10 protein-coding genes are annotated in these 15,446 nt (G+C 67.5%); 4 read left to right on the forward strand and 6 right to left on the reverse strand.

All coding sequences use genetic code 11. The features are described 5' to 3' along the window. Window positions 1–247 precede the first annotated feature (247 nt). Window positions 248–2,263 carry an excinuclease ABC subunit UvrB gene (gene uvrB / locus QZ271_RS11795; protein WP_291431692.1) on the reverse strand — a complete coding sequence of 672 codons (2,016 nt, stop codon included), beginning with the start codon at window positions 2,261–2,263 and terminating at the stop codon, window positions 248–250. Between the two features lie 249 nt (window positions 2,264–2,512). Further along, window positions 2,513–3,436: a LysR family transcriptional regulator gene (locus QZ271_RS11800; RefSeq protein WP_291431710.1), complete on the reverse strand. Its 924-nt coding sequence runs from the start codon at window positions 3,434–3,436 to the stop codon at window positions 2,513–2,515. A gap of 148 nt (window positions 3,437–3,584) precedes the next feature. Between QZ271_RS11800 and aceE the strand changes: the two genes are divergently transcribed. Then, window positions 3,585–6,311, forward strand: coding sequence for a pyruvate dehydrogenase (acetyl-transferring), homodimeric type (gene aceE / locus QZ271_RS11805; RefSeq protein ID WP_291431694.1), 2,727 nt, complete (start codon window positions 3,585–3,587; stop codon window positions 6,309–6,311). 87 nt (window positions 6,312–6,398) lie between these two features. Continuing rightward, window positions 6,399–8,243 carry a dihydrolipoyllysine-residue acetyltransferase gene (aceF, locus tag QZ271_RS11810; RefSeq protein WP_291431696.1) on the forward strand — a complete coding sequence of 615 codons (1,845 nt, stop codon included), beginning with the start codon at window positions 6,399–6,401 and terminating at the stop codon, window positions 8,241–8,243. 179 nt (window positions 8,244–8,422) lie between these two features. Here aceF and QZ271_RS11815 read toward each other — a convergent pair whose 3' ends face one another. Both QZ271_RS11815 and QZ271_RS11820 read right to left on the reverse strand, forming a co-directional pair. After that, the gene (locus tag QZ271_RS11815) at window positions 8,423–8,593 is read right to left on the reverse strand and encodes a hypothetical protein (RefSeq protein WP_291431698.1); all 171 of its coding nucleotides are present in this window, start codon (window positions 8,591–8,593) and stop codon (window positions 8,423–8,425) included. A 69-nt stretch (window positions 8,594–8,662) separates the two neighbouring features. Beyond that, on the reverse strand, window positions 8,663–9,928 hold the full coding sequence (locus QZ271_RS11820) for a S8 family serine peptidase (protein ID WP_291431699.1): 1,266 nt from the start codon (window positions 9,926–9,928) through the stop codon (window positions 8,663–8,665). A gap of 125 nt (window positions 9,929–10,053) precedes the next feature. On the opposite strand from QZ271_RS11820, the gene QZ271_RS11825 reads away from it, so the two are divergent. Together QZ271_RS11825 and QZ271_RS11830 are read left to right on the forward strand one after the other, a co-directional pair. After that, on the forward strand, window positions 10,054–10,839 hold the full coding sequence (locus QZ271_RS11825; protein ID WP_291431701.1) for an SDR family oxidoreductase: 786 nt from the start codon (window positions 10,054–10,056) through the stop codon (window positions 10,837–10,839). A 116-nt stretch (window positions 10,840–10,955) separates the two neighbouring features. Further along, window positions 10,956–12,050 carry an App1 family protein gene (locus QZ271_RS11830; protein ID WP_291431703.1) on the forward strand — a complete coding sequence of 365 codons (1,095 nt, stop codon included), beginning with the start codon at window positions 10,956–10,958 and terminating at the stop codon, window positions 12,048–12,050. A gap of 463 nt (window positions 12,051–12,513) precedes the next feature. On the opposite strand, the gene glgX is transcribed toward QZ271_RS11830, so the two are convergent. After that, entirely contained in the window at window positions 12,514–14,634 is a 2,121-nt protein-coding gene (gene glgX / locus QZ271_RS11835) for a glycogen debranching protein GlgX (RefSeq protein ID WP_291431705.1), read from the reverse strand. Window positions 14,635–14,940: 306 nt separating this feature from the next. After that, window positions 14,941–15,446: hypothetical protein (locus QZ271_RS11840; protein WP_291431708.1), on the reverse strand; the 506-nt coding region annotated here is incomplete at its 5' end.

A 15,446-nucleotide genomic window follows, 5' to 3' on the forward strand; every position in this document is an offset into this window, starting at 1 on the left:
CCATTCCCGCTCCAACGTACTTTCCTTCTGCTCCGCGCTCCGCGCGGTTTATCTACAAGATAAACGCAGTGTACTTAATTCGGTGCGGTTCCAGTTGAGCCCAAGCGGATGCGGGTAGAGAGAACACGAGCGGATGCGGGTAGGAATAGCATATGGGTTTCGCGGTCTGGAGCCGCGGGCGGTGCTCTTCCAACTGTGGCGCAATGGAGCGGCAGTCCGTATCAGGTGCCCGGAATCCAGGGTGGGCCTACCGTCGTCCGCGTGACCGGACTTTCTGGCCTGGCACGGTCGCCTGCTTGAATTCCTTGCCCTGTAACTTGGCTTCGATGGCGCGGATCTGGTCGCGCAGGCTGGCGGCCTTCTCGAAGTCCAGGTCCTCGGACGCCTGCCACATGTCCAGTTCCAGGTCCGTGAGTTGCGCCGTCAGGGTGTCGCGGTCGGTGCCGACGTTCTCGGAGCTGACCTCGTCGGGTTGTTCCTCGCCGCGAATGACGTTGCGCACGCCCTTGATGACGGTGGTGGGCGTGATGCCATGCTCCTCGTTGTAGGCGGTCTGCTTCTCGCGGCGGCGGCGGGTTTCGTCCATCGCGAACTGCATGGCGGGCGTGATGGAGTCGCCGTACAGGATCACCTCGCCGTTCACGTTGCGGGCCGCGCGGCCGATGGTCTGGATCAGGGCGCGTTCGCTGCGCAGGAAGCCGGGCTTGTCTGCGTCCAGAATGGCGACCAGCGAGACTTCCGGCAGGTCCAGGCCCTCTCGCAGCAGGTTGATGCCGACCAGCACGTCGTAATGTCCCAGGCGCAGGTCGCGGATGATTACCTGTCGCTCCACGCTGTCGATGTCGCTGTGCATGTACCGCGCCCTGACGCCTTTTTCCAGCAGGTACTCGGTCAGGTCCTCGGACATGCGTTTGGTCAGGGTGGTCACCAGCGTGCGCTCGCCGATCTTCGCGCGTTCGCGCACGCGGCCCAGCAGGTCCTCGATCTGCCCGTTGATGGGCCGCACCGTCACGGGCGGGTCCACCAGCCCGGTCGGGCGGATGATCTGATCGGCGATCGAGTCACTGTGCTCGCGCTCGTACGCGCCGGGCGTGGCCGACACGAACACGAGTTGCCCGGTCTTGCTCATGAACTCCTCGAAGTTCAGCGGGCGGTTATCCATTGCGCTCGGCAGGCGAAAACCGTAATCCACCAGCGTCTGCTTTCTGGCCCGGTCCCCGTTGGCCATGCCGCCGATCTGCGGGACCGTCACGTGCGACTCGTCAATGAACGTCACGAAATCATCGTTGAAGTAATCCAGCATCGTGTACGGCGTGTGCCCCGCCGCGCGCCCGTCGATGTGCCGCGAGTAGTTCTCGATGCCCGAGCAGTACCCCAGCACCTTGAGCATCTCCAGGTCGTACAGCGTGCGCTCCTTCAGGCGCTGCGCTTCGAGCAGCTTCCCGGTGGACCGGAAGTACTCCAGCCGCTCGTCGAGCTCCTGCTGAATGGTGACGATGGCCCGCTCGATGTTCCCGGCGCTGCTCACGTAGTGCTTCGCCGGGTACACGACCGTCGCGTCGAGTTCCGCCAGCCGGTCACCCGTCAGCGGATGCACCACCGTGATGCGCTCCACGTCGTCGCCCCACAACTCGATCCGCAGGGGCTGCTCGTCGTACGCGGGCCACACCTCGATCATCTCGCCCTTGGCGCGGAAGCGGCCCGGCATCATCTCGATGTCGTTGCGTTCGTACTGCATGTTCACCAGCCGCCCCAGAATCTCGTCCCGGCTGACCTGACCGCCCTTTTTCAGAATCAGGTTCAGCGCCGTGTACTCCTTCGGGTCGCCCAGGCCGTAGATGCAGCTGACCGACGCCACCACGATCGTGTCCCGCCGCGTCAGCAGACTGCGCGTCGTGGAGTGCCGTAGCCGCTCGATCTCCTGGTTCACGCTGGCGTCCTTCTCGATGAACAGGTCCTTGCCCGGCACGTACGCTTCGGGCTGGTAGTAATCGTAGTAACTGATGAAGAACTCCACGGCCGCGTCCGGGAAGAACTCCCGGAACTCGCTGGCCAGTTGCGCGGTCAGGATCTTGTTCGGCGCCATGATCAGCGCCGGGCGCCCCGTCTCCTCGATCACCTTCGCCACCGAGTAGGTCTTCCCGGTGCCGGTCGCGCCGAGCAGCGTCTGGAACCGCAGGCCGCTGTCCAGTCCGTCGACCAGGGAGCGGATGGCGGTGGGCTGGTCACCGGCGGGCGTGTAACTGGACTGGACTTTAAGCATGAGACCTCCGGGATGGGGGTGGGGGAGAGGGCAGGCGACGGGCAGGGCCCGAACGAATCGGCTTATGTTACGCCCCGTACGTAAACGGATGGTAAGCACGGATGGTAAGCGAGCTGGCTGAAGGAACCCTTGACCGGCTACTCCATACACTGCCCGTCCTGCGTTCCCGCCGCGCCTGCTCGCCGGGCGGCGCCGCTGTCCGGGTCCCACCCCCTTTTGCGGGTGTTACCAATCTGTCCACCGTCCGTATTACGTCCTGCTGCCCTCTTTTCCAGTGCCGCCGGTCGGCCCTGCGCGCAGCACCTCGTCGGCCACCGTCAGGAAGGCCCGCACGACCGGGCTGGCGCCGTCGCCGCGCCGCCACACGGCGACGATCTCGACGGTGGGGGCGCCCTCGACGGGGCGGTACACCACGCCGGGCAGCGAGAGGCGGCTGAAGAACTCGATGGGCAGGAACACGCCCACGCCCGCCGCGACGAGCGAGAGCAGCGTGGGAATCTCGATGGCTTCCTGCACCACGTGCGGCGTGAAGCCGGAAGCGGCGCACCAGCGCATGACCTGATCGAAGTACGTGGCGCGCAGTTGCCGGGGGAAGAACACGAAGGGCTCGCCGCTCAGGTCGGTGATCCTCAGGCGGCGTTTGCGGGCCAGGGGGTGCTCGGCGGGCAGGGCCGCGACCAGGGGTTGACGCCACAGCGCCCGCGAGTCCAGGGTGGGGTCACGCACCGGGAGCAGCATCAGGCCGATGTCGAGCTGCCCGCCGCGCAGTCCGGCTTCCTGTTCCTGGGCGGTCAGTTCGCGCAGGTCCACGCTGACGTTCGGGTACAGGTCCCGGAAGCGGCGCACGATTTCCGGCAGGCCCCCGAAGGCCAGCCCGCTGACAAAGCCCACGGTCAGGCGGCCCACCTCGCCCCGCGCGGCCCGGCGGGCGCGTTCCACGGTCTGCGCGGCCAGGAGGAGCGTGGCGCGCGCGCCAGTCAGGAATTCCTGCCCGGCGGGAGTGAGCTGCACGCGGCGGGTGGTGCGCAGCACGAGCGGCACGCCGATTTCTTCTTCCAGGTTGCGGATGGAGTTGCTCAGGGCCTGCTGGACCACGAACACGCGCTCGGCGGCCCGCCCGAAGTGTTCCTCCTCGGCCAGGGCCACGAAGTGCCGCAGGTGACGCAGTTCGATCATGGGCTGCGTGGGGTCATGCGGACGGTCGTGTGCGGGGCTGGGGCATTGCGCTCCAGGGTAACGCCCGGAACCCACCAGTGCCAGTGGTGAATCCTGTGAGAATTCCCTGTTGGAAGTGTGGAAGGGCGCGCTCTAGACTGCTGGCATGACCTCATCTCCTCCGAACAGACCGCCCCGCACCGGCATGAGCGCGCAGGACCGCGAGAAGCTGAACTCCGTGGAGACGCAGGAGTGGATTGACTCGCTGGCCTATGTGTTCGCGGACGCCGGTGACAACCGCGCGGCGGAACTGCTCGAGGAACTCGACCACTACGCGTACTTTCACGGCGCGCCCATCACGTTCAAGCAGAACACCCCGTACATCAACACCATCGACGCCGACGCGCAGCCCGAGTACCCGGGCGACCCGGACCTCGAACGCCGGATCCGCAACATCATCCGCTGGAACGCCGTGGTCATGGTCATCAAGGCCAACAAGAAGAGTGACGGCATCGGCGGGCACCTCTCGACGTACGCCAGTGCCGCCGAGCTGCTGGAGGTGGGGTTCAACCACTTCTTCCGTGGACACGGCGCCGGGCAGGACCGCGACCTGATCTTCTACCAGGGGCACGCCAGCCCCGGCGTGTACGCCCGCTCCTTCCTGGAAGGCCGCTTCGACGAGGCCCGCATGAACCGCTTCCGCCGCGAGTTGCAGCCCGACGGCGCGGGCCTGAGCAGCTACCCGCACCCGTGGCTGATGCCCGACTACTGGGAATTCCCGACCGTTAGCATGGGCCTGGGCCCCATGCAGGCCATCTACCAGGCGCGGTTCATCAAGTACCTGGAGAACCGCGAACTGAAACCCAGGGGCGACGCGAAGGTCTGGGCGTTCCTGGGTGACGGCGAGATGGACGAGCCGCAGAGCATCGGCGCGATCCGCTTTGCCGCGTACGAGAACCTGGATAACCTGATCTTCGTCCTGAACGCCAACCTCCAGCGCCTCGACGGGCCGGTGCGGGCGAACAGTAAGGTCATCCAGGAGTTCGAGGCGCTGTTCCGTGGCGCGGGCTGGAACGTCATCAAGGTCATCTGGGACAGCAAGTGGGACGAACTGCTGCAAAAGGACTACAACGGCACCATCGTCAAGCGCTTTGAACTGCTCGTAGACGGCGAGTCGCAGCGCTACGCGGCCTTCGGTGGCAAGGAACTGCGCGAGAAGTTCTTCAACACCCCGGAACTCAAGGCCCTGATCGACGGCTGGAGCGACGCCGAACTGGAACTCCTGAACCGCGGCGGGCACGACATTCACAAGATCTACGCCGCGTACGCCTCGGCCGTGAAGCACCGGGGCAGCCCGACCATCATCATTCCGCGCACCATCAAAGGCTACGGCCTGGGCGAGAGCGCCCAGGCGCGCAACGTGGCGCACCAGGTGAAGAAGCTGGACTTCAGCACCCTGAAAAACCTGCGCGACCTGCTGGAACTCCCCCTGACCGACGAGCAGGTCGAGCATATGGAGTACTACCACCCCGGCCCGGACAGCCCGGAAGTGAAGTACGCGCTGGACAGGCGCGCCGCGCTCGGCGGCCCGATCCCCGCCCGCCGGGTCGAGTACCCGCACCCCACCATCCCCAACGGCGAGTTCTACGAGGAATTCGCCAAGGGCAGCGGCGAGCGGCAGGTCAGCACCACCATGGCCGCCGTGCAGATCATCAGCAAACTGCTGCGCGACAAGGAAATCGGCCGGTTCGTGGTGCCTATCGTGCCCGACGAGGCCCGCACCTTCGGCATGGACGCCCTGGTGCCCCGCATCGGCATCTACAGCCCGCGCGGCCAGACGTACACGCCCGTCGATTCCGGCAGCCTCATGGCCTACAAGGAAAGCGTAAACGGCCAGATGCTCGAAGAGGGCATCACCGAGGACGGCGCGATGGCCTCCTGGATCGCCGCCGGGACCTCGTACGCCAACCACGGCGTGCCGACCATTCCCTTTTTCGTGCTGTACTCCATGTTCGGCATGCAGCGCGTCGGTGACCTCGTGTGGGCCGCCGCCGACCAGCGCGCGCGCGGCTTCATCCTGGGCGCCACCGCCGGGCGCACCACCCTGGCCGGTGAGGGCCTGCAGCACCAGGACGGCAACAGCCACCTGCAGGCGTACGTCGTTCCAAACCTCAAGACCTACGACCCGGCCTTCGCGTACGAACTGGCCGTGATCATCGAGAGCGGCATTCAGCGCATGTACGCCCAGGGCATCGACGAGTTCTACTACATCACGGTGGACAACGAGAACGAAGTGCAGCCTGCCATGCCTGCTGATGGTCGCAGCCACGAGGAAATCCGCGAGGGCATCGTGCGCGGCATGTACCGCTACCAGAAGAGCGCCAGCAAGGCCAAACTCAGGGCGCAGATCCTCGCCAGCGGCCCCGCCATGGGCGCCGCGCAGGAGGCCGTGAAGGCGCTCGAAGCCTACGGTGTCGCCGCCGACCTGTGGAGCGTGACCAGTTACAAGGAGCTTCACCAGGACGCCCTGCTCGCCCAGCGTCACAACATGCTGCACCCCACCGCCGAACCCCGCGTGCCCTACGTGGCCCAGCAGCTCAGCCGGGAGAACGCCCCGGGCGTCCTGATCTCGGTGAGCGACTACATGAAACTCGGCGCGGACGGCCTGAACGGTCACCTGGACCGGAAACTCTGGACGCTCGGCACCGACGGTTTCGGCCGCAGCGAGGCCCGTGAGGAACTCCGCGACTTCTTCGAGGTGGACACCAAACACGTGGTCCTGGCGACCCTGTACGCCCTTCAGCGCGACGGCAAGATCAAGGGCGACGTGGTAGCCAAAGCGATTGCCGACCTGGGCATCGACCCGGACAGGGACGCCCCCGTCCTGCGTTAAAGCTTCAAAATTGACGGTTGATGGACCCACGCTAACCGTCAATCCCGCACTTCTCACCCTTACCATCTCTCTCAAGGAGAACCAATCATGGCGACTGAACTGAAACTCCCCGACGTGGGCGACAACATCGAGCAGGGCACGGTCGTGACCGTACTGATCAAGTCGGGCGACACCGTCACCGAGGGGCAACCCATTATCGAGATCGAGACCGACAAGGCCGTCGTGGAGGTGCCGGCCGAGGCCGCCGGAACCGTGGAAGCCGTGAACGTAAAGGTGGGTGACACCGTGAAGGTCGGCGGCGTGATCGCCACGCTGGGCGGCGCCGGTGCCCCCCCGGCCACCCCCACGCAAGGCGGCGGGAACGAGGCCGCGCAGGCCGAGAGCAGCGGCACATCCGCCGACGCCGGGCAGGCCACTCGGGCCGCGCAGGCGCAGCAGGCCGCGCAGAAAGAGCAGGCCAGCACGACCGCCCCTGCCCAGGACAGCGTGGTCCAGAACGGTCCCGCCCAGGACAGCGCCGACAAGAACAGCCCCGCCCAGAGCGCCGCGCCAGCCTCCGCCAGCGACCCGGCCAGCGGCGGCGTGCAGATCACCCTGCCGGACGTGGGTGACAACATCGAGCAGGGTACCGTGGTGACCGTGCTGGTCAAGGCCGGTGACACCGTGACCGAGGGCCAGCCTGTCATTGAGATCGAGACCGACAAGGCCGTCGTGGAAGTGCCCGCCAACGCCAGCGGCACCGTGCAGAGCGTCAGCGTGAACGTGGGCGACACCGTGAAGGTCGGCGGCGTGATCGCCACCCTGGGCGGCGGCAGTGCCCCGGCCACCCCCGCTCCCGCTGCGGCCCCCGCACCCGCTGCATCGGCGCCAGCCGCACCTGCTCCGGCCGCACCTGCCCCAGCCGCCTCTGCCCCGGCCCAGGCTGTCGGTGCGCCCGCCGCGCAGGCTGGCGCGCCCGCGCAGTCCGGCACGCAGAACCCACAGACCTTCGACGGTCGCCACGTCGTGCCCGCCGCGCCCAGCGTCCGCCGCCTCGCCCGTGAGATCGGCGTGGACATTCACGCCGTGCACGGCACCGGTATCGCCGGGCGGATCAGCGAGGAGGACGTGCGCCGTACCGGCGGCACCCCCACCGTCACCGCGCCCACCCCCGCACAGGCCAGCGCACCCGCCGCCGTACCTGCCGCCGCACCCGCCGTGGCCGCCGCGCCCCTGCCCAACTTCGAGCGGTGGGGCGCCGTGACCCGCGAGGACATGAGCGGCATCCGCAAGGCCACCGTGCGCTCCATGACCGCCAGCACCCTCATTCCCATGGTCACGCACTTCGACAAGGCCGACGTGACCCTCATGGAAGAAACCCGCAAACGCTTCGGCGCGCGCGTCGAGAAGGCCGGCGGCAAACTCACCATGACGCACATCCTGATGAAGGTCGTCGCGAACGCCCTGCGTCAGTTCCCCAAATTCGGCGCGAGCCTCGACCTGAACGCCCAGCAGGTCATCTACAAGGACTTTGTGAACATCGGCGTGGCCGTCGATACGCCCGTCGGCCTGCTCGTGCCCGTCATCAAGGACGCCGACCGCAAGAGCATCACGGACATGGTCCTCGAACTGAGTGAACTTGCCGGTCGCGCCCGCGACCGCAAGCTCAAACCCGACGAGATGCAGGGCGCGACCTTCACGATCAGTAACCTCGGCGGGATCGGCGGGCACGCCTTCACGCCCATTGTGAACGCCCCCGAAGTCGCCATCCTGGGCGTGAGCCGCGGCGGCATGGAACCCGTCTGGAACAAGGAAACGGGCGCGTTCGAACCCCGCAACATGCTACCGCTCGCGCTCACCTACGACCACCGCTTGATCGACGGTGCCGACGCCGCTCGCTTCGTGCGCTTCATCTGCGAGTCGCTTGAAGACCCCTTCCTGATCTCCCTGTAAACGCAGGCCGATGGCAGAACGCTGAAGGTGAGAGAAAAGACCCCCGTCGGCGTGGCGGGGGTTGCGCCGTTTACCCGCCTGATACGGATTCCGATTGATTCGCTGCAGTCCCGAGTCAATTCGAGCGGATGCGAGTGGGAATAATATAAGGATGCCGCGGTGTGGAGCCGCAGTCCGCGTTACTTGCCGTGCCGGGTCAGGCGGTACAGGGTGACGCCGTTGGTGATCAACAGCAGGGCGCTCAGGCCCGCCATGGGCCACTCTTGCCGCGTGCTGAAGCGAATGGCAAGGATGCCCCAGCCGCACATGAGTGTGACGACCAGCCAGATGCGCCACGCGGGCGCGTTCACTGTTTGAACCTCATGCGCTCAGGGTAACGGGTGAGGTGGGGGCCGCGCGTCCCGCTGGTCCCGGCGCGCTTACTTGCCGAGGCTGCTGGACAGCGCGCTGTTCAGGGCGGCCTCGGCGTTCAGGGTGCCGGCGCCGCAACTGCGGGCGGGTTGCGGGTCGCAGTGACCGCCGGGGAAGGGCGCGGCGGTGCCCGTCAGCAGGCGGCGCAGCGAGGCGGACGTCAGGTTGGGGCGCAGGCCCAGCAGCAGGCTGGCGACACCCGTCACGTGCGGCGCAGCGAGGCTGGTGCCGTTCGACTCGCGCACGCCGCCCGCGCCGCTGACGCTGCTGACGGTCACGCCGTGCCCGGGCTCCCCGCCGGGCGCGGCGAGGGCCACGCTGCGGCCCCAGTTGGCGTACGCGGGCCGCGTGCCCTGCGCGGTGACGCTGGTGACGGTCAGGACGCTGCGGCACCCGGCAGGCGAGTACCCCCCGGCGTCCGCGCCGTCGTTCGCGGCCCCGGCGATCACCAGTGCGCCGCGCGCCGTGACGGCGTCCACGGCGGCCTGCACGCGCGGGTCACAGCGGGTCAGGGGAACGAAATCCGCGAACAGACTGAGGTTCAGCAGCCGCGCCGGGTTCGGGTTGCTGGGCGTGCCCGGCACGGTCAGTCCCGCCGCCCACTTCAGGCCGTCCACGAGGTCCGGCACGTCAATCTGCCCGTCCGTTCCGGCCACGCGTACGTGCACGATACGGGCGCGTGGGTTCAGGCCCGCCATGCCGCGTCCGTCGTGCGCGGCGGCGATGATGTTCGCCACGACCTCTCCGTGGGAGGCGTACGGGCCGACACCGCTGCCGTCGGCGTCCCGGCCGTCGCCATCCCCGGCGCGGGCGGGATCGCTCACGAAGTCGTAGCCGTTCACGGCGCGGCCCGCGAGTTCCGTGCTGCTCACGAAGCCCGTGTCCAGCACGGCGACCGTCACGGGACGCACCGATTGCACGCCGCTCAGCGCCCACGCCTGCGGCGCGCGGATGACCGGCAGCGTCCACTGCCGCGAGTACAGAGGATCAGTGGGCAGACTGCCGACCGGGCTGGCCACTGGTCCGGAAACTGGGCCCGCGCTTGGGATGGGAATCAGGGCCGGTCCCGGAGGCTGTGTGGGCGCACCCACCGGCAGAATTTCCGGCAGGGCGTCCACGGGCGGCCGCGCCGGGATGGTCAGGGCGGCGGTGGGTAGGGAGGCGCTAGTTAGGGTGGCGGAGGTCAGCGCGCCGCTGGTCAGGGCGCTGGCGGGCAGGGTGCCCAGCAGCAGCGTGAGCCCCAGGCGGGACAGGGCAGTGGGAGCAGGGCGCATCTGCCCAGTGTCGGGCGCGCGCCTGACTCGCAGCTGAGCGCCGCTTGGGGATACCATCACCTCATGACACAATTTTGCAGGGCACGCCCCGGCCGGTCAGGGCGCCGCACGCCGCAGGCCGCGTCATGACCGCCCCCACCCCCCCGTGGAACACGTCGCGCCCCGTGGTGGTTCTGACCGGCGCGTCCAGCGGCATCGGTCTGGCCACCGCCACGGAACTCGCCGCGCTGGGCTACGCGCTGGTACTTGCTGCGCGCCGTGAGGATCAGCTGGGAGCCCTGGCCCGCCGCCTCGACCCGTCCGGGCACCGCGTGATCGCCGTGCCCACCGACGTGACCAGCCCCGACTCGCGCCGCGCCCTGATCGCCGCCGCGCACGCGCACTTCGGGCGGATCGACGTGCTGATCAACAACGCGGGCGTCACCGTCGAGCGGGGCTGGTGGTGGGACGACCCGGACCCGCTGCGCGTCCTGCGCGTGAACCTCGACGCGCCTATCGAACTGATCCGACTGGTCCTGCCCGAGATGCGCGGGCGGGGCAGCGGCCACATCGTGAACATCGGCTCTGTGGCCGGGCAGGCCGCCACGAACGGCCTGTACTCCGCGAGCAAGTTCGGCATTCGCGGCTTCAGCCTCGGTCTGCGCCGCGAACTGCTGGGCAGCGGCGTGAACGTCAGTCTCGTCTCGCCGGGCTTCGTGAAGAGTGAGATGACCGCCCGCGCCCGCCTTCCCATGCCCGGCCCGGACATCGTGGCCCGCGCCGTCGCGTCGGTGCTGCTCCGCCCCCGCCGCGAGGTGCTCGTGCCGCGCGTGTACCACCTGTTCGCGTGGCTCGACCGCCGCCTTCCGGCCCTGGGTGACCGCCTGGTGCGCCGGCTGATCGTGCGGCGATACGACCACAGCGGGCAGTAATACGGATTCCGATTGATTCGGTGCCGTTCCGAATCAACCACAGTCCGTTTCATGACATCCTGGCGGGGACGCGCGGGCTTGCCGCAGGGAACGGCCGCGCCCGCTACACTGGGCGGGTGAATCCGGTAACGACTGCGTTCAAGACCGTGCAGCCCATGCTGGAACGGGCGCTGCGGGCCGCCGATCAGGCGTTCGGCGCTTTCGTGCAGCCCCGGCGCGCCCGCGGCAAACTGCTGCTGCAACCCTACGTCGGCTGGGGCACGCCCACCCAGGTGGAACTCACGGGCCGCGTGCTGTTGCCGCGCACCATGCAGCCTCCCCACAAGGGTGACCGCCGCCTGCGCAACGCGCAGAACGTCCTGCGGCGCCTGCTGTCGCGCGAGGTGGGCGGCGTGCAGGTCACGGGCACCCTCGACGGCCAGCAGGTCAGCGCCGTCAGTGACGCCGACGGGTACTTCACGCTGATCTTCACGCCGCGGGTGCCGCTGCCCGGCGGCTGGCATCAGGTGGCCCTGACCCTGGACGGCCGGGACGTGACCGCCACCACGCGCGTGCAGGTCGTCGCGGACGCCCGCTTCGGCGTGATCAGCGACCTGGACGACACCGTCATTCAGTCCGACGTGACCAGCCTGCCGCGCATGCTCGCCACCGTCCTGACCGGCAACGCCCGTACCCGCCTCCCGTTTCCCGGCGTGGGCGCCCTGTACCGCGCCCTGACCCGCGACGGAGAGGCCCGCAACCCCATCTTCTACGTCAGCAGCAGCCCCTGGAATTTCTTCGATCTGCTGTGGCAGTTCCTGGATTACCGCCGCATTCCACTGGGCCCGATGTTCCTGCGCAACTGGGGTGTGAACCTGCTTGGCGGGCACGGCGGGTACAAACACGGCGTGATCGAACGGATCTTCACGCGCTTCCCTGACCTACCGTTTGTCCTGATCGGCGACAGCGGCGAGAAGGACCCCGAAATCTACGCCGAGATCGTGCGCCGTCACCCGGGCCGCGTGCTGGCCGTGTACATCCGCGACGTGACCCAGGGCGCGCGCGACAGTGGTGTCCTGAACCTCCGCGAGGAATTTCGCAGGACCGGCACGGACCTCGTGCTGGCCGCCGACAGCCTGAACGCCGCCAGTCACGCCATGGCCAAGGGCCTGATCACCGCCGGAGAGTACCGCAGCGTCCTGACCAGTGTCGCCCGCACCTACGAAACCTGATACGGACTGCGGTTGATTCGGTGCAGTTCTGAATCAATCCGAGCGGACGCGAGGAGGAACAACCTACGGACTTCGTGGGGTGAAGCCGTAGGCGGTGCCTTCCCGAGTGTGGCGCAGTGGAGGGGAATCCGTATGAAATCGCACCGCCGCCTGTTTCGTTGACACAGGGTAACTGCGCCGGGTTGCGCACTGGACACCCGGACTCTGCCCTGCTCCTGCCTGCATCCGCCCAGGCCCTTGCATCGGAGCCGGTGAAGCGGGCAGCGGTAACAGCAAAGAGGCGGCCCGCTTCCTGAGGCCGCCTCTTTAGCTGTTCTGGTGCGAATTCCGATTAAATGGGCTGCAAAGACCGTTCAATCCGAGCGGACGTGAGTAGAGACTACAGACGGACTTCGCGGTGTGCGGCCGCAGGCGGTGCCTTTCCGACTGTGGCGCGGTGGAGCGCAGTCCGCCTGACAGTCGGTTACTGGCGGGGGCAGCGGTACAGCTTGACACTGCGGGCCAGAAGCTGGGTTTCCTCACCGGCCGCCGGGTTGCCGGTGGCGTGGTCGTCGCCGGTGTCGAGCAGCAGTTCCCAGTCCTGGCAGCCGGTCAGGTTGGGCAGCGTGAACGGCAGGTCCACGTGCGAGGCGTTCAGGAGCAGCAGCAGGTGGTCGTCCAGCAGCGGCTGACCCTCGCTGTCCACGTCGTCCAGGCCGTTGCCGTCCAGGAAGATGCCCATGCTCTGCGTCTGGGGGTTGCTCCAGTCCTCGTCGCTCATCTCGGCCCCGTCGAACCGCAGCCAGACGATGTCGCGCACGTCCTCACCGCGGATGGTGCGGCCGCTGAAGAACTTGCGGCGGTGCAGCGCCGGGTGGTTCTTGCGCAGGCGGATGACTTTCTTCGTGAACGCCAGGAGGTCCTCGTCGAGGTTCGTCCAGTCGTACCAGCTGATCTCGTTGTCCTGGCAGTAGGCGTTGTTGTTGCCGCCCTGCGTGCGGCCGATCTCGTCGCCGCCCAGCAGCATGGGCGTGCCCTGGCCCAGGAGCATGGTCGCCAGGAAGTTGCGTTGCTGGCGCGCACGCAGCGCGTTGATCTGGGGGTCGTCGGTTTCGCCTTCCACGCCGCAGTTCCAGGTGAGGTTGTGGTTGTGGCCGTCGTTGCCGCCTTCCAGGTTGGCTTCGTTGTGTTTCTGCTCGTACGTGACGGTGTCGCGCAGCGTGAAGCCGTCATGCGCAGTCACGAAGTTGATGCTGGCGTAGGGTTTGCGGCCGTCGTTCTGGTACAGGTCGCTACTGCCGGTCAGGCGGTACCCGATCTCGGACGCCAGGCCGCCGTCGCCCTTCCAGAAGGCGCGGATGTCGTCGCGGTAGATGCCGTTCCACTCGGCCCAGTTGACCGGGAAGTTCCCGACCTGGTAGCCGCCCTCGCCCACGTCCCACGGCTCGGCAATCAGTTTCACCTGACTGATGATCGGGTCCTGGTGAATGATCGTGAAGAAGCCCGAAAGCTGATCGACCTCGTGCAGGCCGCGCGCCAGGGTGCTGGCCAGGTCGAAGCGGAACCCGTCGACGTGCATCTCGGTCACCCAGTAGCGCAGGCTGTCCATGATCAGTTGCAGCGTCTGCGGGTGGCGCACGTTCAGGCTGTTGCCGGTGCCGGTGTAATCGAAGTAGAAGCGGGGGTCCTCGGCGACCAGCCGGTAGTACGTGGGGTTGTCGATGCCCTTAAAGGACATGGTCGGCCCCATGTGGTTTCCTTCCGCGGTGTGGTTGTACACCACGTCCAGGATGACCTCGATGCCGGACTCGTGCAGCGCCTTGACCATGTTCTTGAACTCGTCCACGGCCCCGGCCGGGTTGCCCCGGCGCGCCTCGGCGCTGTAGCGAACGTCGGGCGCGAAGAACGACAGGGTGCTGTAGCCCCAGTAGTTGGTCAGTCCCTTGTCGATCAGGAAGGGGTCGTCTACGTGCTGGTGCACGGGCATCAGTTCGATGCTGGTAATTCCCAGTTCTCGCAGGTAGAACAGGATGGGTTCGCAGGCGATCCCGGCGTACGTGCCGCGCAGTTCCTCGGGGACCAGCGGGTGCGTCATGGTCAGGCCCTTGACGTGCGCCTCGTAGATCACGGCCTGATGAAACGGGATGTTCGGGCGGTGGTCGCCGCGCCAGTCGAAGTTGGAGTCCGTGACGATACCCAGCGGTGAGCCGCGCTGATCCTCCTGCTGCATCTGGGTGTCGTCGGTGCCGGTCACGTACCCGAACACACCCCGGTCGAACTGCTCGGTCCCGTCGAGGGCCTTGGCGTAAGGGTCGAGCAGGACCACGTTCGGGTTGAAGCGCAGACCGCGTTCGGGCGCGTACTCGCCGTGCACGCGGTAGCCGTAGCGCTGGCCGGGCTTTACGTCCGGCAGGTAACCGTGCCACACGAAGGCGGTCTGCTCGCGCAGGGCCACACGGGTCTCGGCGCCCTGCTCGTCGAACAGGCACAGTTCGACGCCGCTGGCCGTCTCGGAGTACAGGGCGAAATTGGTGCCCTGGCCGTTCCAGGTGGCTCCCAGGGGGTACGGCTGGCCGGGGTGAAGACGGGGTGGGGTGTCAGTCATGTGCGTGAAGCTCCTTTAAGAACAGGCCAGTGCGGAGTGCAGGCGGGGAACCTGTGCCGCTGCGGTGTTCGTGCAACCGCGCAGGGCAGGGGCTGTTCAGGGGTGGGCGGGTGTCCGGGGGAGGGGACCACCTGTTTGGAAACGTTACCAGATCGCCCCGGCTTGCAGGAGGGCGGCGGACAGACCCAAGCGAAGCTCAAGAGCATTCACCGGGCACTCACTGGACACTCATGCGGATGCCAGCTGATTCGTTGCCGTTCTGAATCGACCGGAACCCGTACCGAGCCGCGCCCCGGAAACCCGAGTTCAGAATTCCAGGCGGCCGCGCGGGCCGGACAGGCGCGCCAGTTTCTCCGGTGTCCACAGTTCGTACGTGTACATCGGGTACTGCCGTTTGAACCGCCCCACCCGGTCCCAGACTTCACGGGATTCGAACGGAATGACCAGGATCAGGCGGATCACGCTGTCCTCGGCGTCGTAGATGTAGAAATCGAAGTGAAAGGACTGCTCGCTGCCCCGGTCCGTGAACAGCGGAAACGCGAACGGACGGTACCGCCACGCCTTTTTCTTTTCGGTCAGGATCTTCGCCGCGACCCGCTTGAGGTTGCTGTCCGGGAAGGTCAGCGTGTCGCCGTCCCGGTCCCGGAAGGCCATGTCGGGCGCCGGGGCGTCGAGTTGCACGCGCTTGAGTTCCGGCAGGGCCTTCTTGCCCGGTTTGGGCGGGCTGCGGCGGGCCGGACCGCCCGACGTGAACCGGCGCTCCAGCGCGCCGCGCCCCTCGGTGCGGCTTTCCTCGCTCCGGCTGCCCTCGC

The sequence above is a fragment of the Deinococcus sp. genome (assembly GCF_018260555.1).
Lineage (GTDB): Bacteria > Deinococcota > Deinococci > Deinococcales > Deinococcaceae > Deinococcus.